Origin of the sequence: Pedobacter sp. PLR (genome assembly GCF_026239675.1) — a bacterium.
GTDB lineage: Bacteria > Bacteroidota > Bacteroidia > Sphingobacteriales > Sphingobacteriaceae > Pedobacter.
Genome location: NZ_JAPIVQ010000004.1, coordinates 452879 through 472602, shown reverse-complemented (window position 1 = coordinate 472602; position 19724 = coordinate 452879). Strand labels below are relative to the sequence as shown.

The 19724-nt window shown below is 38.5% G+C and carries 20 protein-coding genes; 16 read left to right on the top strand and 4 right to left on the bottom strand.

Going from position 1 to position 19724, the window contains the following annotated elements; translation table 11 throughout:
• Nucleotides 1-6: 6 nt before the first annotated feature.
• The 8 genes from OQX61_RS12610 (at nucleotide 7) to OQX61_RS12575 (ending at nucleotide 6171) form a co-directional block, all read left to right on the top strand.
• Nucleotides 7-447 carry a response regulator gene (locus tag OQX61_RS12610; protein WP_265842064.1) on the top strand — a complete coding sequence of 147 codons (441 nt, stop codon included), beginning with the start codon at nucleotides 7-9 and terminating at the stop codon, nucleotides 445-447.
• A 44-nt stretch (nucleotides 448-491) separates the two neighbouring features.
• A complete protein-coding gene (locus OQX61_RS12605) occupies nucleotides 492-2021 on the top strand; it encodes an ATP-binding protein (protein WP_265842063.1) in 1530 nt (509 codons plus the stop codon).
• Nucleotides 2022-2209: 188 nt separating this feature from the next.
• Nucleotides 2210-2953, top strand: a complete 744-nt coding sequence (locus OQX61_RS12600; protein WP_265842062.1) for a ParA family protein — start codon at nucleotides 2210-2212, stop codon at nucleotides 2951-2953.
• A gap of 4 nt (nucleotides 2954-2957) precedes the next feature.
• The gene (locus OQX61_RS12595) at nucleotides 2958-3218 is read left to right on the top strand and encodes a hypothetical protein (protein ID WP_265842061.1); all 261 of its coding nucleotides are present in this window, start codon (nucleotides 2958-2960) and stop codon (nucleotides 3216-3218) included.
• Nucleotides 3219-3340: 122 nt separating this feature from the next.
• The gene (locus OQX61_RS12590) at nucleotides 3341-4057 is read left to right on the top strand and encodes a hypothetical protein (RefSeq protein ID WP_265842060.1); all 717 of its coding nucleotides are present in this window, start codon (nucleotides 3341-3343) and stop codon (nucleotides 4055-4057) included.
• 119 nt (nucleotides 4058-4176) lie between these two features.
• Nucleotides 4177-4743, top strand: coding sequence for a GrpB family protein (locus OQX61_RS12585; protein WP_265842059.1), 567 nt, complete (start codon nucleotides 4177-4179; stop codon nucleotides 4741-4743).
• 84 nt (nucleotides 4744-4827) lie between these two features.
• Nucleotides 4828-5718, top strand: a complete 891-nt coding sequence (locus OQX61_RS12580) for a hypothetical protein (protein WP_265842058.1) — start codon at nucleotides 4828-4830, stop codon at nucleotides 5716-5718.
• A gap of 45 nt (nucleotides 5719-5763) precedes the next feature.
• The gene (locus tag OQX61_RS12575; RefSeq protein ID WP_265842057.1) at nucleotides 5764-6171 is read left to right on the top strand and encodes a Dabb family protein; all 408 of its coding nucleotides are present in this window, start codon (nucleotides 5764-5766) and stop codon (nucleotides 6169-6171) included.
• An 88-nt stretch (nucleotides 6172-6259) separates the two neighbouring features.
• Here the strand turns inward: OQX61_RS12575 and OQX61_RS12570 are convergent, their stop codons facing one another.
• Nucleotides 6260-7153 (bottom strand): hypothetical protein, encoded by an 894-nt coding sequence (locus tag OQX61_RS12570; protein WP_265842056.1) that lies wholly within the window; start codon nucleotides 7151-7153, stop codon nucleotides 6260-6262.
• 364 nt (nucleotides 7154-7517) lie between these two features.
• Here OQX61_RS12570 and OQX61_RS12565 point away from each other — a divergent pair, with 364 nt between their 5' ends.
• From OQX61_RS12565 to OQX61_RS12535, 7 genes are all read left to right on the top strand, one after another.
• Nucleotides 7518-7673 carry a hypothetical protein gene (locus OQX61_RS12565; protein WP_265842055.1) on the top strand — a complete coding sequence of 52 codons (156 nt, stop codon included), beginning with the start codon at nucleotides 7518-7520 and terminating at the stop codon, nucleotides 7671-7673.
• Nucleotides 7674-8473: 800 nt separating this feature from the next.
• Nucleotides 8474-10024, top strand: coding sequence for an ATP-binding protein (locus tag OQX61_RS12560; protein WP_265842054.1), 1551 nt, complete (start codon nucleotides 8474-8476; stop codon nucleotides 10022-10024).
• 10 nt (nucleotides 10025-10034) lie between these two features.
• Nucleotides 10035-10703, top strand: coding sequence for a response regulator (locus OQX61_RS12555; protein ID WP_265842053.1), 669 nt, complete (start codon nucleotides 10035-10037; stop codon nucleotides 10701-10703).
• Between the two features lie 204 nt (nucleotides 10704-10907).
• Nucleotides 10908-11933: a hypothetical protein gene (locus tag OQX61_RS12550; protein ID WP_265842052.1), complete on the top strand. Its 1026-nt coding sequence runs from the start codon at nucleotides 10908-10910 to the stop codon at nucleotides 11931-11933.
• 6 nt (nucleotides 11934-11939) lie between these two features.
• Nucleotides 11940-12911 carry a hypothetical protein gene (locus OQX61_RS12545; RefSeq protein ID WP_265842051.1) on the top strand — a complete coding sequence of 324 codons (972 nt, stop codon included), beginning with the start codon at nucleotides 11940-11942 and terminating at the stop codon, nucleotides 12909-12911.
• Nucleotides 12912-12917: 6 nt separating this feature from the next.
• Complete coding sequence (locus OQX61_RS12540; RefSeq protein ID WP_265842050.1) at nucleotides 12918-14219, top strand: hypothetical protein; 1302 nt, start codon at nucleotides 12918-12920, stop codon at nucleotides 14217-14219.
• 5 nt (nucleotides 14220-14224) lie between these two features.
• Complete coding sequence (locus OQX61_RS12535) at nucleotides 14225-14479, top strand: hypothetical protein (protein ID WP_265842048.1); 255 nt, start codon at nucleotides 14225-14227, stop codon at nucleotides 14477-14479.
• Nucleotides 14480-14566: 87 nt separating this feature from the next.
• On the opposite strand, the gene OQX61_RS12530 is transcribed toward OQX61_RS12535, so the two are convergent.
• Nucleotides 14567-15307: a hypothetical protein gene (locus tag OQX61_RS12530; protein WP_265842047.1), complete on the bottom strand. Its 741-nt coding sequence runs from the start codon at nucleotides 15305-15307 to the stop codon at nucleotides 14567-14569.
• Between the two features lie 189 nt (nucleotides 15308-15496).
• On the opposite strand from OQX61_RS12530, the gene OQX61_RS12525 reads away from it, so the two are divergent.
• The gene (locus tag OQX61_RS12525) at nucleotides 15497-16150 is read left to right on the top strand and encodes a Pr6Pr family membrane protein (protein ID WP_265842046.1); all 654 of its coding nucleotides are present in this window, start codon (nucleotides 15497-15499) and stop codon (nucleotides 16148-16150) included.
• Here OQX61_RS12525 and OQX61_RS12520 read toward each other — a convergent pair.
• Nucleotides 16147-16596 (bottom strand): GNAT family N-acetyltransferase, encoded by a 450-nt coding sequence (locus OQX61_RS12520; RefSeq protein ID WP_265842045.1) that lies wholly within the window; start codon nucleotides 16594-16596, stop codon nucleotides 16147-16149. The two genes, OQX61_RS12525 and OQX61_RS12520, sit on opposite strands and share 4 nt — an antisense overlap.
• 23 nt (nucleotides 16597-16619) lie before the next feature.
• Nucleotides 16620-19307 carry an amino acid adenylation domain-containing protein gene (locus tag OQX61_RS12515; RefSeq protein WP_265842044.1) on the bottom strand — a complete coding sequence of 896 codons (2688 nt, stop codon included), beginning with the start codon at nucleotides 19305-19307 and terminating at the stop codon, nucleotides 16620-16622.
• Nucleotides 19308-19724: the final 417 nt, after the last annotated feature.

Below are 19724 nucleotides of genomic sequence, written 5' to 3'. Positions count from 1 at the left end.
AGAAACATGAGCTACCATAACATTGAAATATTATTTGTAGAAGATAGTGCCGACGATGCCGCACTCACCATCCGTGCGCTTAAAAAAGGTGGGGTAACCAATAAGCTTCAACACGTGATCAACGGTGCTCAGGCACTTGACTTTCTATATTGCAAAGGGGATTTTGCGGCAAGAAGTAATAAGGAATTTCCAAAACTGATCCTGTTGGATTTAAAAATGCCGAAGATTTCAGGCGTACAGGTGTTAGAAAAGATTAAATCTGACCCGAATCTTAAAGCTATTCCAGTGGTGATGTTGACCTCATCTAATGAGGGTCCGGATATTGAAAAGTGCTTTTCTTTAGGCGCAAACAGCTACATAGTAAAACCAGTAGACAGTGATAACTTTTTCAAAGCTGTAAAAGAAATTGGTTTATACTGGATGGTCTTGAGCCAGTCAGCACATTAATATCCTGATTAACTGCTCCATATTATAATTATGTCGTACCAATAATGGCTACAAATCTTAAAATACTCATTCTTGAGGACAATGAAAGTGATGCTGATCTCCTGCAAAGGGAATTAAGAAAATCTGAATTGACTTTTACAACGGAAGTTGTACAAACCCGTAAAGATTTTGAGAAAGCGCTATGCAATTTCCTTCCGGATCTTATCTTATCAGATTATTCTCTTCCTTCATTTGATGCGGAGAGTGCTTTTCTTATTAAACAAGAGTATCAGCCAGATATCCCTTTTATCATTGTATCTGGTATCATCGGGGAAGAAAATGCCGTTAAGCTCATTAAGGCTGGCGTTACTGATTATGTGTCAAAAAACAAGCTCTTTACCTTATCTACGAAAATCAACAGGGCCTTAAATGATACCCAGATCCGTAAGGAAAAAAAGCTGGCCGATGAAAAATTAAAGACGATTAATGAAGAACTTTCGACCCTGAATCAGGAACTGGAAGACCGTGTGCTTAACCGTACCCGGGCATTGGCAGAAAGTGAAAGTCGTTTCCGGAGTATGATGGAAACCATTCCACAGCTTGCCTGGACAAATTCGCTTAACGGGGAAATTGATTTTTACAACCAGAGATGGTATGAATATACCGGCCTGGATAATGAAAAAAACAGCCTATTCGGAGCTAGGACGGTAATACATACCGAAGACCATGATGCCGGATTGGAGCAATTCCAGTCTATCCTGAATAATAATGAAGGTGGGGAGTTTCAAATCCGTATCAAACGGGTGGATGAGCTTTACCGCTGGCACCTGATCCGTTTGATGCCGGTTAAAAATCAACAGGGTAAACTGGAGCTTTGGGTAGGTACCGCAACAGATATTCAGGAACTTCGCTTGCTGCAACAGCAAAAAGATGATTTTATCATCATTGCCAGTCATGAGCTTAAAACACCTATCACCAGCTTAAAAGCATCTTTACAGCTCTTAGACCGGATAAAGGACAACCCACCAACAACCGGTATGTTGTCTAAGCTAGTGGTACAGGCCAATAAAAGCTTAGCAAAGGTAAATGCAATGATTGAAGATTTATTAAATTCCAGCAGAGCGAACCAGGGACAGCTTCATATCAGTCAGGCGAATTTTGTATTGTTCAACATTATTAAAGATTGTTACCACGATTTAACCGCCGATGGTATTTACTCCATTGAAACGGAAGGTGACCTGGAGTTAGCCGTTTATGCGGATGCCATGCGGATTGAACAGATTGTAGTCAACTTTCTCAACAATGCGATAAAATATGCAGCCCAATCAAAAGAGATTCGCATCCGGATTGAAAAGGCAGACGGCATGGCAAAAGTCTCGGTTATTGACCGTGGACCGGGCATACAACCGGAGAAATTACGCTATATTTTTGACCGCTATTACCGCGCAGACAATTCCGGCAGCCAGTATACCGGCTTAGGTCTTGGCCTTTATATTTGCGCAGAAATCATCAAACAACACAATGGACAAATCGGCGTAGAAAGCATATTAGAGGAAGGCAGTAGTTTCTGGTTTACCTTACCGATGGCAAATTAACCTCCTAAATTAGATATCTAGATACATTAATATCACTAGCAACCAGGCTTTTCTCAAAAATATTATCTCCCTCAAAATCAATAATTAAGCCTCAAAAACACCGGTTAAAGGATTAAAAACCAATTAAAGATATCTCCACATCAATATATCTTAGTATCATTGCGTACTCGTATAAAGGATATATTGACATGAAGATTATAGCTGTTATAAATCATAAAGGTGGTACAGGAAAAACAACTTCTACCTTAAATATTGGCGCCGGTTTAGCTCGTGCGAACAAAAGAACATTACTAATTGATATTGACCCACAATCTAACTTAACAGAAGGCTTAGGATTCAGAGATGTTAAGGTGTCGATTTATGATAGTATCAAAAATGACTCGCCCCTTCCCATTGAAAACATTTCAGAATATTTAGACATTGTCCCTTCTTCGCTGGACTTATTAGGTGCAGAAATCGAGCTGGTTTCCAGACTTGGCAGAGAGACGATTTTGAAAAGATTGTTGAAAGCCGTGGATGGAAAATATGATTACATTCTGATCGATTGCGCTCCTGCTTTAGGAATGCTTACGGTAAATGCATTGGTTGCAGCAGACACGGTATTAATCCCATTGGAAGCAGAGTATTTTGCCTACAGAGGTATTGACCGTCTGGTTTCTATCATCTCCGATGTAAGGACGCATTACAATGAAAACCTAACCATTGGCGGGGTGTTTATCACCAAAATTAACCCTAGAAGGGTGATTACCGAGCAAATCACAGAGAGTATCAAGAAATATTTCAATGACAAGTTATTTGACACTTCCATCAGGGTAAACGTTGCCTTGATCGAAGCGCAGTTAAAAGGTGTTGATGTATTCGAATATGCACCATTATCTAATGGTGCTGTAGATTACGAAAACCTTACACAAGAAATTTTAGTTAAATTATAAGATTATGGCAAAGAAAAATCTGGGTGGTATAGAGGACAACAATAAAAACTTAGGTGGTGTATCCGCTTTGTTCAATTCTCCTTCAAAAGAAACTACGGCCACAAAAGGAGAAAAATCAGCTCCGTTATCGGAAGACGAAACTGTTACTTATCCATTGAGACTTAAAAAGAGTGCTTTAAAAGCGCTAAAAATTCTTGGTGCACAACAAGGAGTAACTGTTAAAGACCTGATCATGAAGGTGATTGAAAAAGAGTATGATTTATAGTGATTATTCAGCTCATTGTATCAAGATATCCTGATACAATGAGCTGAATGTATTTTATTGCTTACAAAGCATTTTTTGGGTTATAATTTGTGTTGTCCTGGCACACACAAATGTAAACCGTTATGAAAAAATTACTCTTAAGCGCTATGGCTTGCTATGCGCTGACTATTCCTGCCCGGGCGCAGGATAGTAAAAACTATTTGTACCTCTTTTCTGATTCTGTGATCTATGCTAAAAAGATCCAGCTGCGACCGGATTTCTCAGGTTACTGGCAGTTTAAAGCCGATTCCAGACGTGTCCCGGTTGATCAGGTAAAATTCTTCAATAATGAAGATGGGTTCTTTGCGAATACCCGAAAACTATCTTTTATAGGGGAAACTTCGTTTTCAGAAAGGGTTCTGGAGGGAAAAATCAACCTTTACCAGGAGCGGCCATACGATCCATACATGTACCGCAGGGGCTACAGCAGCTACGGGCCCAACAGACAATATCCGGCTAATCTGTCCATGTATTACAACAAAGGTTATGGTGATCTCAAAAGAGTACGATACAAAAACCTGGCAGAGGACATGGCTGATCACCCGGAGAGCATGCAATTCTTAAACGATTACAAGAAAAGCACATCGCTCAGCAAAATCATGTACGTTACGGCAGGAGCATCCATCATTGCAGGTTTTGTTTCCATTCTTAGCTCAGGTACAAGTTTCTCCAAGGGTTCCAATTTCACCACTGGTGCTATATTAATGGGAGTTGGCACCGGTCTTAGTGTAAGCGGATATATGATACAGTTATCCGGAACCAAAAATATTGAAAGAGCGGTAGACAATTACAACAGATAAGCGATTATAAAAGCTCCTCTATGCTGATTTCAGGATACGGGGAGCTTCATTATTCACAGATTTGAAGAGAATTCCTAAATTTTAGGATAAATTACTCCTCCCTATAAAAAAAATCAGCTATGATCAAAGTTGTCGATTACAATCCAAACTGGCCACAGGAATTTGAAGCACTAAAAACAGTGTTCAGTAATGCTTTGGGGGATGTAACCGATGCTATTGAGCATGTAGGCAGCACCTCTGTACCCGGATTGGCGGCCAAACCAATTTTGGATATTGATATTATAGTCAAAGGTGAGACTCAGCTCCATAAAGTCATTCCAGTTATGACCTCCCTGGGTTATCAATTCGCCGGTGAGATGGGTATTAAAGACAGATATGCCTTTAATGCGGTTTCTAATCTTAATCCGGACAACAGGACCGGGACTTTGTGGCCAGCACATCATTTGTATTGTTGTATAGCAGGAAGTCTTGCCCTGAATAATCACTTATTATTTCGGGATGCATTAAGAGATGCTCCGGAACTGGCCCGCGAATATGGACAGTTAAAAAAGAGACTTGCCACAGAGACCAGCGACATAGATACCTACGTCAGTTCAAAAAGTTCCTTTATCGCAGGTGATCTGAACAAAGCTGGTCTTTCTTCAGACCTGATTAAAGCGGTTGTTGAGCAAAACCGAAAAAAGTAATGAATTTTACTTCCTTAATATTCTCAGTCATCTTATATTACTGCATTACTTTTTAGTGGTAAGTTTACCATCAAACTAATTATTATGATTAAAATCGCCTACGTTTCCTACCATATTCAGGAAATATATACATCAACCACAGAAGACGAAGAATTAACGCTCCTTAATTTCCTTTTAAATAAAGGTCTTTCCATAGAACGTGTGATTTGGAATGATCCTTTAGTAGATTGGGGCAATTATAACCTCGCCATTTTGAAATCACCATGGGATTACACGGATCACCTTGCCGATTTTAAGCAATGGCTGAATCACCTGGAATCTTTAAGTATTCAATTACTGAATCCTTATGACAAGGTAAGATGGAATATGGACAAGCATTATCTACAGGAAATTGCTGATGCAGGGTTACCGGTGATCAGTTCTATATTCCTTGAAAAAGGTAGTGTTCTTGATTTAGGTAGCTTAATGACTTCCTTTAAGGTAGATAAACTAATCATCAAGCCTTGTATTAGTGCAGGTGCCAGGGATACGTATATCCTTACTGCGGAAAACTTTGCCGCTCATCAGGAACAAATCAATGCATTACTAAAAGAAAACGCTTTTATTGTTCAACCTTTTATGAAGGAAATCTTTGAAGGGGAATGGTCATTTTTATTCTTTAATGGTGTCTATAGTCATTGTCTGCTGAAGGTCCCTAAAGATGGAGAATTTAGAGTACAACATTATTATGGAGGTAGCGTCAATGTCCGGGAAACCGCTGATCAATATATTCAGGAGGCCAGTGCCTATGTGAAGCAGTTTGCTGAAGGATGTCTTTATGCCAGAGTAGATGGACTTGTTGTGAACGGCAAGTTAAACCTGATGGAGCTGGAACTTATTGAACCCTACCTTTTCCTGAATACTCATGAGGAGTCTTTGGAAAATTATTATCAGGCTTTATTAGCACATCTTCCGGTATTAGCCCCAGATTCATAGACCATTGCGCCGAAGGTTGTTTATTTTTTCTTAGATTTAAGCACTATGAATAAGTCTAACAGAAGAAAATTTATTGGAACTGCAGCTGTCCTTTCAGTTGGGACAGTTGCCAGTGCCATGCCATTAACAAGTATGAACAAGAATTATCCGGTGGTACACCATGTGTTTTTCTGGCTGAAAAACCCAAACTCTAAAGCAGATCGTGATCAGTTGGTTGCAGGTGTAAAAACACTTTCAAAAATACCAACGGTAAAAGAAATACATGTCGGTATTGTAGCCAGCACCGAAAAACGCGATGTGGTAGACAATAGCTGGGGCGTATCAGAGCTGATGTTCTTCAATGATCTTGCCGGACAGGAAGCGTATCAGACACACCCGATACACCTGGAATTCATTAAGAACCATAGTCATTTATGGGAGAAAGTGGTCGTTTATGATGTAGTTGACGCTTAAAACACCATAAATACCTACTGATATTAGAACAGCTTGCATGAATACTGTTGTTGTTCATTGGTTATTGCTTTTGTCCTTTGTCTAATCTTTAAAGGTCTTTATATAAGACATATTTCTGCAAGATGCCTTTTGACATTGGCAATACCCTTTTATTACGATCCACAGGATACTCTCCGGGAGCAGTAAAGAATTCCGTTTCACCTCTGTTAGTAATATACCAAACCTTACCCAATGAATTTACCGTCAGCGTATCCGGTTGGGTGATTTTCTTAAAATGAGCTATTCTATCTTCATCTAAAGCGATCACATCCGCATCATCTTTCTTTTCCGAACAGGAAACAGGCTCGTAATGGTCAACATTCCAGTACATACATTGTTTAGAATCCCCAATCAAAGGACTATCCCTCCAGGCCATAAAAACGCCGATCCCCAAAACCAACAGTATCATATAAGAAATCAAGGTTTCTTTATTCTTGAATTTCGCCCATCTACCCACTTTTGAAACCGGGATTTCTCCGGGAAGCGCTGGATTTATAACGACAGTCTCTTTCTCCGGTACAATAGCTTCTTCCTTCAACACCACAGGTTCTTCCTTCAACACCACAGGTTCTTCATTCAGCACAACAGCATTATTTATCCACAGGGCATGAGGTCTGGGATTAAAATCTATTAACCAGGCGAGGAGGTCAATACTACTCAGCCTTGGTTCCTGTATTTTACCTCTCATCATATTCCCCAGGGGTTTAAACTTATCAAGCTCGGTCTTTCCAATAAGTTTGGCGAAATTATTTTCTTCCGTTTCCGGACCAAAAAAAGCTCTTAAAATCCGTTCATCCTTCTGCGAGTATCTCTCCCGATAAACTTTAAGACATTCCTTTCTCAATTCTGCGGGACTTGCTTGCACTAAATGACTGGAAAGAACACCTGCTGCGCTCTTCCGATTGTGTGCTTCAATTACTTCGTTTTTATACTCTTCAAACATTTCTAATGATTAATAATTGCAAATAACCGGAATTTTCGGAATCTCTAAAGCCTTACCGGAATTCCAACGGAATCATCGGAATTACCGGAATCACTTGATATACAATCAATTAAAGCCCCATACATTTGTTTCAGAAATCAGCTACTACTTCGATTAGCTATCGGGTTAAATGTACAAAACAGATTTCATAATGAGAGGAAAACGCGGTGGTTGCCATCCGGTTTGGGAAGCAGTTAGTAGCTCCCGCGAATGATTCTCACACTTCCCAAAAATTTCAGAAGCGCTTCTGAAATGCAATTGTAGCAGTCCCTGCGATCGGTTTCGCAGGGGACTACACCGTATTTCATTCTTTAATTTTTAGATCATGTTTGAATTATTACTAGCAATCTTTTTAGGATTCGCAAGCCCGTCACATACAACAACTAACAACGATTCAGCAGCAACAACTGCTTCTATTGACGAACCTGGCCCAGAGACAGGTGGAGATGGTAGTCATATTCCACCGGGAAGACCACAGTAAAAAGAGTAAGGCAGTTTTACAAGGGCATTGAAAATGTGTCTTTAGAAACACAGGCTATAAAAAAGGGTAGAAAACGTTTGTTTTCTACCCTTTTTTTTTCTTAAAAATGCTTTAAGATGTTAAAGCAACAGCAAAAAATATCTATACAAACCATACTTCCGAATACTAGTATAATAATCCATCAATAGGCCAGCTTTTTAATCAATAATTAAAAGCGATCAGGTAAAAGATGACTTTTACCTGATCGCTTTTAATTCCCCTACTTTTTTACTAGGGTTTTCTAGGCGGAATCAGTCCACCATCTCCACCGACTGCGTCTCCAGGTCCAGGAGTAGTAGCAGTTGTTGCTACTGAATTATTATTATGTGTGGGCTGGGCTGGGCTTGCAAAGCCTAAAAAGATAGCAAGTAATAACTCTAACATCATTTAAAAAATTAAGTGAGCAATAAAGTAAGTAAACTTCTATGACTTTCAGAGTAATTATTTTTGTTTAATTACATTAACCAAAGCTCCTTACCTATATCTCAATAGTTCTCATTTCCAACTTTTGAATCAGTAAAAAAACTGATTAAGGAAAGATATTTTTTCACCTGATTGCTTTAAATTCACTCATTAAAAAGGTGCTTTTTCAAGGCGCTCATTTTTACTGCTTTACTTTTTTTATATTTGAGCATAAAAAATAACTCTTGAAAAAAACGCTACTCCTTCTAATGATTACTTTTGTTATTTTTTCCTGTAAAAAAAAACAGCAGTTCCCTAATCCCCTTCCACATTTTGATTTTGACAAGGCGGAATCATTTATGTATAAGAATAACGATTCAGCATTCTATTATTTCAGCAAGCTAGTCGCAAATTCTAAAGATAGTTTACAAATAGCCATATCCTACAACTACTTATACGTCATGCAATTTGACGCCGGTGATTATTTTGGCAGTCAGGAAAGCTTACTGACTTCTCTTAGGTTTTTAAACCCAAATAATTCTAAACATTTTGATTGTCTATCCTCAAATTACAATGGATTGGGACGAAGCAGCTCGTATTTAAAAAATTATAATGATGCAATTACCTATTATGATGCGGCCATCAAATTTTCTACAAACAAGAACCTCAAACTCCTGATCTCAAATAATGAGGCATTGGTCTACCGCAACAAAGAAGACTATCCAAAGGCCCTTAAAATTTACAAGGAGATCCTCCATAAGAACCCAAAGAATAAAATAGAGTATGCACGTAAATTAACGAATTTTGCTTTTACCAAATGGCTACAAAGCCCTGGCTATAATGCAGAACCAGAACTACTGGAAGCGTTGCATATTCGTGAAAAAGAAAACAGCGATTGGGGCAGGAATTCGAGTTATTCACACCTGTCAGATTATTACAAGGGCAAACAACCAGCTCTTGCTTTAGATTATGCAAAGAAGATGTACCAGGTGGCCACTAAGATAAAAAGTCCTAATGACCGGCTGGAAGCACTCCATAAGCTGATCAAACTAAGTCCACAGGCAGAAATCAGAAATTATTTCAATACATATGAGGCTCTTGCCGACAGTTTACAAAGCGCACGCAATGCTGCAAAAAATCAGTTTGCGCTGATCCGCTATGAAAGCGATAAAAACAAGGCCGACAACCTGAATCTTCAAAAAGAAAATGCTGAAAAAAGGCATCAGATTACGATAAGAGAGCTTTTACTTTTAGGTGCCCTCCTATTTCTATTTTCCGTTTCATTCATTGCTTTTCTCTGGTATAAAAAAAGAAAATTAAAGATAGAGTCGGCAGCTCAAAATGCCATTCAGGATAGTCAACTCAAAACTTCAAAAAAGGTACACGATGTGGTGGCGAATGGATTGTACCGAATCATGACTGAAATTGAAAACCGTGACGATATTGATAAAGACCATATCCTGGATAAAATAGACGATCTGTATGAAAAGTCACGCGATATCTCCTATGAGAAGCCGGAACTTGCTGGCCAAAATTTTCATGAAAAAATATCAGCCCTGCTGACGTCTTTTGCCACAGAAAACACCAAAATCCTGATTGTAGGAAACACTGCTGAACTCTGGGAGAAAGTAAATATTAGTGTGAAGTATGAGGTGGAGCATATTCTTCAGGAGTTGATGGTCAACATGAGGAAACATAGTGAAGCCAGCAATGTGCTGGTTAAGTTCGAACACAAAGAAAATCAGATCAATATCTATTACACGGACAATGGAATCGGTATGTCAGAAGAAACTGCTTTTAAAAATGGATTAAGGAATACGGGAAACCGTATGGATGGTATTCATGGAGAAATTACCTTTGATACGAGGATAGAAAAGGGACTGAAAATTCAACTCTCTTTCCCCGTTTAATAATTTAATAATGATGTTCAAAAGAGTATTAATTGCCGAAGACCACGAAAGCGCCAATATTTCCGTACAAAAAACACTGGCAGATCTTGGAATAACCAATACCGAATACACCTATTATTGCGATGATGCTTTGATGCTCCTGAAAAAAGGCCTTCAGAACGACCAGCCCTATGATTTACTGATTACCGATCTATCTTTTGAAGAGGATCACCGCCCACAAAAAATCTCCGGAGGATTGGAGCTTGTCCGCGCCGTTAAACTAATGCAGCCAGACCTAAAGGTATTGGTGTTCTCCGCCGAAAATAAGGCTGCCCTTATTGATGAGCTTTTTAAGGAACTAGGCATTAAAGGCTATGTACGTAAAGCCCGTCATGACGCCAAAGACCTTAAATTGGCACTGGATGCGATCTATAAGAACAAAACCTACCTTTCTGCCGACCTTAAACAGACGGTAAAACAGAAAAATGCATACGAATTTACGGATTTCGACATCACCATCATTTCCCTGCTTTTACAAGGAACGCTTCAAAAAGACATTCCCCTTTACCTACAGCAGAATAAAATCAAACCTTCTGGTTTGAGCAGTGTAGAGAAGCGTCTTAACCTCATGAAAGAGGCTTTAGAGTTCTCTAAGAATGAGCAATTAGTTGCTTATTGTAAAGACTTTGGTATCATTTAAGTTCAGGAATAATCATTCCTGAACTTAAGGTATCCCTATATTCGGATGGAAGGTTCCTCCTATTTATCCATGTCTGAATCCATTGGTAAGAAGCAATTAAATCCATCAAAAAAATTTCTTTGTTACGGTTTCCCGTAAAACAAGTCTGTTCAGGGTATATAGATTTGTGTCGCAACATTTTCATAAAAACCAAGCACCATAAAAATGAGTAAAAAATCTATTACCGCGACAGATCTATTTCTGGGAGTCCTCGCCATTCTATTAATTAGCGTAAGCTTTTACCAAACATGGATCGGCCTGGAACAAATATTCGGGCCGGCTTCTTTTGTAATTGCATTGGTGCTTTCCCTGCTATTACTTTTCCTATGCTGGATGTTAAGAGCCGCTAAAATTGACGGACGTTCTATCACCAGTTTAATCTGGATCTATATTTTCATAGCTTCATTTTGCTTCATTTCAAACTTCAATGCACTATATACCAGATTCATGAGAACAGACATCTATACTCAGGAACTCAGAGATATCAATGAATCCTTTAATAGTTTAGAAACGAATATTCAATCCAAACTGAGCTATAAATACAACAAAGAAATCACCCAGAATATTGAGATTAAGAAAAAACAATTGATGGACCAGATCAAAGACCCAGGCAATAAAGGCGTTGGTGACCGATCAAAATCTTTAATCAGAGATATAGAAAAGCTGACCGGTCAAAAGATCGATTTCCTTACTGCCGTGGGTAGTGATTATGATGATCTGGCAGAAAGGATGGGCAGACAGATTGACAATATGTTGACCGATTTATCACCTGATGAAAGAGACTTGAAAACTGATGTAAATAATGCGGTACTCAAATGGAACAAAAAGATACAGGAGCTATTGCTATTGTCGAAAGACGACAAGGACGCTATGGCGCAGGGCCTTATTGATGAATCACTTACAGAGTACAATAAACTGGGAAACAGAGCCCATTCTGTATTAGGTGAAGACAAATTTAAGTTTGAGCCTTTATTCTCTAAAACTCAGGATGTAGGGAAAATTGGCTATGCGTTTGACCATGCCATTAAGAATTTCGGAATGTATCAATTCGTTGTTCTAGCTGGCTGTATCTTATTAGATTTCGTCATCGTCATCATTATTTTATTGGTTACTGATGCCGATAGAGGAATCAAAAACACCACTAGTGTTTTTAATAATAAACGCAGCGGAACAACTTTAATACCTAGATAAAAAAAGATGAATAACGAAGAATTAAGGCCGCTGATCAATGAAGAGGAAGATATCCTCCAGCCATTAAATTTCAATACGAACCATACAAATACCTCAGATTCTTTTTCAGGAGATAATGGTAACACTGGTTATAGCTCCGCTTTTGTGCCGATAACCGCCACCACAAGCGCCAATACCATCAAGGATAAAGACAGTAACTTCATCTTTTTCTTCGGAACTGCTGAATCCGGAAAATCTGTAATATTATCTTCCATGCTTTATTATTTAAGCGCTCAGGCAGGAGCAATCCGGCCAAAATTAGGTACACCGAATACTAAAGAAGCCGAAGTATTGTTGTTTGACTTTCTCGAAGATCTAAGAAAGGGAATCCTGCCAAACAGAACAACAAAGGATCAGGTCACCAGATTAGATCTGGTATTTGAACCCAATAATAAATCAAAAATGGTTCCGCCAATTAACCTGACCTTCTTGGAGACCTCAGGGGAAAACCATAATGACATTCGAAGAGGTGGTAGCTATCACAGTAGTATTGAAGAATATATTGGTTCTAATGTCCCTTTAAATTTCATCATCGTAACCAGCTACGACACAGCACATCAGGATGATACTCTGATACATACCTTCCTGAATGAGTTAGAAAGAAAAGGCAGAAGCTTACGAAATGTCAATGCGATTCTGGTGATTTCTAAATGGGATAAATCAGGATCTATGAATGTAGCCAGTGAAGAACAACTGGAAAATTTTATAGCAGAACGTTTGCCAATGACAAATCAAAGACTGGACACTTATGGCCTGAATAAAACCTATTATACGATTGGAAACATTGAAAAAAATGCAGCTGGAAAAGAACGTCTTACCTCTTTAAATCTACAGACTGCAGAGGTTTTAGCCGGATGGTTGTACAAGAACATTACAGGCTACGAGATCAACTATGAAGGAACATTTTGGGAACGCATCAAATTCAATCTTTTCAATTAAGTATCCATGAATAACAACATCAACTTAATTGCATTTGGAACTTTCGGAATTCCAAATGGCTTTAGACAAACTCCATTTGCAGGAGATAAGGAAAATTCAGGAAGGATCAAATCATTTGATTTAAACACGAATGCGATAAAGCTATTTCCGGATACCAGAATTTATTCCATCAGAAAGCAACATATCAACGGAAATAACACAATTGCCTATGCCGTTTATTCCTTCGCCAAAGAAAAGAATTCCGATAGAGGAGGCACATTCATTGGTTCTGCAATGGTGTATTACAATAAAATTGCTGAAGAAAACCTGACTATAAAATGCCTTGATGAATTCCACAACACACTGATTACCAATACCAAAAACATTAATCAGCATGTACTTCAAGTCAACCATTCAAACCACTTTAATGGGCTTAAAAAACCAGCAGATTTCGATAAGCTTGAGCTTAACCTTAAAGAATTCGGAGAGCTTAATTTCACTATGACCAGTAAAGATGCTGTGGTATACAACTTGATTAAACCTAAAACACTTCAGGATTCTCTGGAACTATTAAATGTTTATGATACTGTTTTTTTTACCGATAGCCCAGAGATCGCAAAGTTCGTAAATGAGAAACAATTGTTTAAGCTCATTGAAAATACGGAAGGTATGGAAAACGAAGTTAAAGGAATCCGGATTCAAATTGAAGAAGAGAAAAATAGAAAAATAAACCAGGCTGCAGCCCAGGTTGAAACAAGAATAAATCAATTTGAAGACAGCAGACATTTTTATTTTGACCACAATAATAGTTTGATTAAGTCTGCTAAAGATCAACTGAGTCAGAATGCAGTACAGATAGATAAATTTACCAGTCAACTAAATACTGATCGCGCGCAGACCGAAAAATCGGCTGATTATTTAATCAAATTAGGTAAATCCTTTGATGATCAAAAAAGCAAACTCAATGCAGCAATACAAGAGATTAAGACGGGTACAAAAAGCCCGGAAGAAGTATTTATCCGATTAGGAAAGGATCAGCAGCAACTGGATGAAGCAAAAAACAAACTGGAAATCCCAGTCATTACTAAGCTTACGGAATCACAAAAAACCACCTTTTTTTCAAATAATAATTCTACCCTGCCTGATTTTAGAACAAATGACCATGATCAGGTACCCGAAAGATCTTCCGGGGGTACAAGCCTGTATAAAGTTATGGCTATAATGCTATTCCTACTCTGGGCCGCTACAACGGCTTATTTTTTATACTATCAGCCTGAAAAAGTAGATTTTTTACGTTCAAATCAGCGGGTATATAAAACAAATCGATAGCAGGTATGAAAACACTCATTTTAATGCTGTTTGTACTTACCAATATTGCCTGTAACGCCTCAACCATCGTGTATACCTGCAATAGTGGCCATGCAAAGCGCTACCATCTTAAATCCAATTGCCGGGGCCTAAGTAAATGCCATTACAAACTTGTAAAAACCACATTGGAGAAAGCGAAGGCAGATGAAAAAACGTTATGTCGTTGGGAAGTTCTAAAACAAAAGCAGCAGGTTCCTTCAAAGAAGAAACATAAGCTTTAATACCCTTGGATAATGAAAGGGATAGTCAGGAATACGAACAATGAAGCTGTAGAGAGGGCAACTCCAGGCAAAGCCTAAATGTAATATTTAATGCTCCTCAAAATTGACATTTTTATCCAGATGTCCGGAGATTACAATGCTGCTTTTTTCCAGGAGTTGAGGATTGAGTTTCCCTTTTTTGGAAGCATTAAATTTGATCTCTAAACCGGCAATCGTCGAAATTGAATCGATGTAAACTGATATTGGTACAATATACTTTCCGGCAGTCCCAATTTTCTTCGTAACAATTGGTTCATAATCATAATTACGTTCTCTTTTGGTTGAGGTATTCAATAGCACGCTTTTCATAATTGACAATTCATTTACTTCCTTTAAATTATTCCAGGAAATCACAAAATCTTTGTCAGGACTCCCCCTTTCCGCGCATAAAATATTCTTTTCAGAACTTTCAGCGATGGGTTCCAGGTTACCTAAATTATAGGTTTTGCCATTCGTTAAAGTGATGGTAAATTTATATACCGGACTTACTGGAATATTATTGACCACATAGGTTGTGGTGGTGGTATAGTAAAGTTCTTTTTTCACATGAAATTCCAGCTCTACCTGATTCACTTTTATTTTTATTCCTTCATTGGCGACGGTGTACCCTTCCTCATCAAATAACCGAACAACGGCCGTATTCTTTTTTTGATTGTCCAGCTCCTGAGACATCTCAATTGTTACTCCTATTGGTGATAAGCTCGTTACTTTCTTCTCAGATAAGGGAGATTGACAAGCGTTAAGCAGCAATAATATAGAGAGCGAAAGAAGTTGGAGCGTGTATTTCATTTACAAGGTTTTGGTATGGGTTGATCCCCTAAAAATAGCATTATCCACCTTAATTCTCCATAAAATCTATTTTCGTGTTATATATAATTTTCAATATTTCCACACCTTAAGCGCATAAAACAAAGACAAACAAAACGCTAAATTTTCCCGGATTTAGCTATATTCAATAGCTAAATAGTCGCAAATAATATGGATAAAAAACACGATAACGCCAATAAATTATTTTTGATAACCGGTTTTTTTACGGGATGGTTTGCATTAATCACACAGCTATACCTCATTATCGTAAATAATCAGATCCCGGTAATGGAATCTGTGACCAGGTATTTCAGTTACTTCACCATCCTGACTAATATGATGGTGGTCTTGTGTTGTACGCTGTTGTTGTTGAATTTCGATAAAAAAGAGGAGCGTTTATATTCAAAGCCAGCGATTTTGGCGGCCGTAACAGTTTACATCTGTGTGGTTGGCATTGTTTACAACTTAATACTGCGCTTCACATGGCAGCCAAAAGGATTACAGCTTGTTGTAGATGAGCTACTCCATGCATTTATCCCTGCTTTATTCTTGATATACTGGCTGATTTTTGCCCCTAAAAGCAAGTTGAAATGGGCCAGTGCTTTTACATGGCTGATTTATCCCTTTGCTTATTTAGTTTTTGTACTTGCAAGGGGTGCAGTTTCCGGGTTTTATCCTTATCCATTTATTGATGTGGATACCTTTGGATACCACAAGGTTCTGATAAATAGCTTTTACCTCTTAATAGTTTTCCTGGTGTTGTCACTGATACTGATCTGGATTGGGAAATTGATTACAAACCGTCATAAAAAGAATAGGTTTTAATCATAACCTCCCATTTGTTTGAATAGAATAACAAAGGGTTGTGCATGCACAAAGTCAAGGCCTTCATAGAACTTCATCGATGGCATAAACTTATGGGTCATTAACGTGATGGTACCTAAACCGTTTTCCTGTGCATACTGTCCGGCATAGTTCATTAAAGCCTTTCCATATCCTTTTTTCTGAGCATGAGGAGAAATAAATAACTCATCAATATAAAGTTGACTACCGTTCCACCATGTCTTCGTATGGGCAAATATTGCACCGGCAAAAACATCATGATCATACAGAACAAAGCCCTTAAACTGAGGCGAAGAACGGTATTCAGCTAAATAATTTAAAGCATCTTTAAATTCCCATTGATAATTCCATGGGGCTTGATTATAGGTCTGCACATATACTTTTGCGCAATTTTCAAGATCATTTTCTGTTACTGGTTGGATGGTCATAGCCTCAGCGTTAGCGTAATCAATTAACAATTATTTAATGCTTCCTGTAATTTCTCCCCAAATCCCCGGGCATTGGGCTCGTGTAGCATGGTGGCATGATCTCCCTGGACATCAATAACTTTCACACCTTTTATGGCATATTTCTTCCAGCTCAGGGTTTTAAAATCATCGACAAAGTAGACCCGGTCTTTAGCTTTAAAAAGATGAACCATATGGTTAAATGGCACCATGTTATACGCTTTAAAAGCATCCTGATGTTTTTGATTGATCACGTTGATATGACTGTAAACCCCTTCTTTTTTGGGATCTTTCTGTAAGCCTAACCTATACATCAACTTTTTCATCCTTTTTAAAAATAAGTTAGATTGGTAGTTTATTGTACTTCCAGGCTCCTTCATAAAGGATTTTAAAATCCAGAGCAGTTTAGGAAATTGTCGCTTAATTTTCTTCGGGTAATTTACCCGCCATGACTTGGCATAAAAGACATTTTCTGCATCTGTATCAAAAATCCCGAGCAGCTTCACTTCTTTTCCAAGGGAAGCGAATTGCCTGGCCATTTCTATCGCCACATATCCCCCAAAAGAATAACCTGCTATAGCATAAGGCCCATTGGGATTATGTTCTATAATTTCATCAACATAATGGCCAGCGATATCAGCCATGGTTTCGATCTGATGGTTAACTCCATTCAGGTCAGCTGGCTGCAGACCATACAAGGGCTGTTCGGCATCTACATGTTTTGCAAGATCTTTAAAACTCAATACATAGAGGCCGTCCCCATGTATGATGTATAAAGGCATTTTACTTCCGGTAGTTTTGATAGGAACAAGCGATTGCGATTTCTTCAGCTCATCCTGATCAGTTATAGAGGCTAATAAAGACGAAATAGTTGGGTTTTTAAATAACCTTTCAGCGGGAAGTTTTGTCCCGGTTTGCCGTTCAAACTGAGACATAATATGAAGCGCCATAAGAGAATGTCCTCCCAGTTCAAAAAAATCATCCTCAATACCAATATTTTCTTTGCAAAAAACATCTTCCCAAATGGTAACCATTATTTTTTCGAGTGGAGTAACGGCCTGTGTATGTGACCTGGAGACCTCCTCTGGAATTTCCATATCCAATAAAGCTTTTCTATCAATCTTACCATTAATATTCAGGGGAAGATTTTGCAAGTCCAGCCATATCGCAGGAATCATATAATCTGGTAACTTCAGCTTTAAATAATCTATGATGGCATGCTTATCGAACTTTTTGACAGGAACTACAAAACAAATCAAATCCTTCTGACCGGTTCTATTTTTTTTTGCGAGTACTACCGCGCCTTTTAAATCCAGCGATTGATTCAGTAAATGCTCAATTTCTCCAAGCTCTACTCTAAATCCATGAATTTTAACCTGATCATCTTTTCTGCCAAGAAACTCCATGTTCATGCCAGGTAACATGCGCCCCTGATCCCCTGTCCGGTACATGAATCCACCAGCTTTCTTATTAAAGGGATCTGTCAGGAAAGATACTGCCGTTTTTTCAGCATTGTTTGCGTAACCACGAGCGACACCTACACCACCTATGAATAATTCCCCTATTTCACCAATTGGCACCTGTTGCAATTGGTCATTAAGAATGTAAAAGAAGTTATTTGCAATAGGCCTGCCATAGGGAATACTATTCCAGTTAACCTCCATTTTCTCGATGGGGAAATAGTTCGACCATACTGTAGCTTCCGTGGCCCCGCCCAGACTGATTACACCAGCTGCTGGAAAAAACTGCTTAATTCTGTCCGGCAAACTCATTGGGATCCAATCTCCACTCAAAAACACCAACCTTAAATCATGTTGTTTATAGTCATTATCCGTTGACTCCAGTTCTCTAATCAGATAATCGAGTGTAGAAGGTACCGAATTCCAAAAAGTTATCTGATAGTGTTGGAGCATGTGCAGCAATTGATTGAAATCATTTACCTGTAGCTGTTCTGCAATCACTACTGATCCACCGGCAGATAAGATTCCAAATATATCATACACAGAAAGATCAAAACACATGGAGGTGATGAAAAGCAGACGATCATTTGATCCAACGTCAAAACGCTTATTTACCCATTGAATGAGGTTTATGACCGCATGATGCTCAATCATAACCCCTTTAGGTTTACCGGTTGAGCCTGAGGTATAAATCGTATAAGCCAATTGCTTACTGTCAATAGATAGATTCAGGTTGTCCGGGCTGTAATCAGCTATTGATAAATTACTGATAATTAAAGACTTTAAATCTGGAATCAACACATTTACCGGATGGATCGCATCAGTTAACAATAAACTTACCGCAGAGTTTGAAAGGATATATTGTTGCCTTTCGATTGGGTAATCAGGATCAACAGGCACATAGGCTCCACCCGCTTTAAGTATCGCATACATCCCAATAATCATTTCAAAATTTCGCCCGGTAAGCAATCCGATATTATCACCGGGATGTACACCTGATTCCATAATTTTCCTCGCCAGTTGATTAGCGCGGGCATTTAACTCTCTATAAGTTAACAACTTACTACCCAACCGCAAAGCTACATGATCAGGACTGATCAATACTTGCTCTTCAAACAGGATATGGAGTGTTTTATACTTAGAATAAGGCGTTATTGTATCATTAAATATGGCCAATTCCCGTAACTCTTCATCCGTAACCATAGGTACGGTATGAAACAATTTATCAGACATTCGTTCAATAATTAGAGATGATTAAAACAATAATGATTAAGCAATTTCCTCTAATAACAGCTTAGCATAGATAACTGTTTTTTGTCGAACTATAATGAACTCAGGTAGGATATCGGTACAAGCGAAAATACCGGTCTGTTTCCCTAAAGCCTCAATGCCTTGTCTCTTGCATCAATTTGATGATTAGATTCATTAACTCAGGATTCTCATCGCTCCCAACAGCTAACAACTCCCGTCCATCCTGATGAATAACCGTTCTTTTTCCATCATAAATTTCTACCACCTCATTTCCGAATATATACCTGGATTTACTTACCGTCTTTATCTGTTTACCGCCCGGACCGGTCACATTTTTTATCTTTTTTCCAAAAATATTAGTCGAATGTTTGATCACAACAGCATCTCTCCCACTGCTAT

Coding starts and splice junctions, on each gene's coding strand:
- OQX61_RS12610 (WP_265842064.1), top strand. CDS start 7: ATGAGCTACCATAACATTGAAATATTATTTGTAGAAGATAGTGCCGAC.
- OQX61_RS12605 (WP_265842063.1), top strand. CDS start 492: ATGGCTACAAATCTTAAAATACTCATTCTTGAGGACAATGAAAGTGAT.
- OQX61_RS12600 (WP_265842062.1), top strand. CDS start 2,210: ATGAAGATTATAGCTGTTATAAATCATAAAGGTGGTACAGGAAAAACA.
- OQX61_RS12595 (WP_265842061.1), top strand. CDS start 2,958: ATGGCAAAGAAAAATCTGGGTGGTATAGAGGACAACAATAAAAACTTA.
- OQX61_RS12590 (WP_265842060.1), top strand. CDS start 3,341: ATGAAAAAATTACTCTTAAGCGCTATGGCTTGCTATGCGCTGACTATT.
- OQX61_RS12585 (WP_265842059.1), top strand. CDS start 4,177: ATGATCAAAGTTGTCGATTACAATCCAAACTGGCCACAGGAATTTGAA.
- OQX61_RS12580 (WP_265842058.1), top strand. CDS start 4,828: ATGATTAAAATCGCCTACGTTTCCTACCATATTCAGGAAATATATACA.
- OQX61_RS12575 (WP_265842057.1), top strand. CDS start 5,764: ATGAATAAGTCTAACAGAAGAAAATTTATTGGAACTGCAGCTGTCCTT.
- OQX61_RS12570 (WP_265842056.1), bottom strand. CDS start 7,153: ATGTTTGAAGAGTATAAAAACGAAGTAATTGAAGCACACAATCGGAAG.
- OQX61_RS12565 (WP_265842055.1), top strand. CDS start 7,518: ATGTTTGAATTATTACTAGCAATCTTTTTAGGATTCGCAAGCCCGTCA.
- OQX61_RS12560 (WP_265842054.1), top strand. CDS start 8,474: ATGTATAAGAATAACGATTCAGCATTCTATTATTTCAGCAAGCTAGTC.
- OQX61_RS12555 (WP_265842053.1), top strand. CDS start 10,035: ATGATGTTCAAAAGAGTATTAATTGCCGAAGACCACGAAAGCGCCAAT.
- OQX61_RS12550 (WP_265842052.1), top strand. CDS start 10,908: ATGAGTAAAAAATCTATTACCGCGACAGATCTATTTCTGGGAGTCCTC.
- OQX61_RS12545 (WP_265842051.1), top strand. CDS start 11,940: ATGAATAACGAAGAATTAAGGCCGCTGATCAATGAAGAGGAAGATATC.
- OQX61_RS12540 (WP_265842050.1), top strand. CDS start 12,918: ATGAATAACAACATCAACTTAATTGCATTTGGAACTTTCGGAATTCCA.
- OQX61_RS12535 (WP_265842048.1), top strand. CDS start 14,225: ATGAAAACACTCATTTTAATGCTGTTTGTACTTACCAATATTGCCTGT.
- OQX61_RS12530 (WP_265842047.1), bottom strand. CDS start 15,307: ATGAAATACACGCTCCAACTTCTTTCGCTCTCTATATTATTGCTGCTT.
- OQX61_RS12525 (WP_265842046.1), top strand. CDS start 15,497: ATGGATAAAAAACACGATAACGCCAATAAATTATTTTTGATAACCGGT.
- OQX61_RS12520 (WP_265842045.1), bottom strand. CDS start 16,596: ATGACCATCCAACCAGTAACAGAAAATGATCTTGAAAATTGCGCAAAA.
- OQX61_RS12515 (WP_265842044.1), bottom strand. CDS start 19,307: ATGTCTGATAAATTGTTTCATACCGTACCTATGGTTACGGATGAAGAG.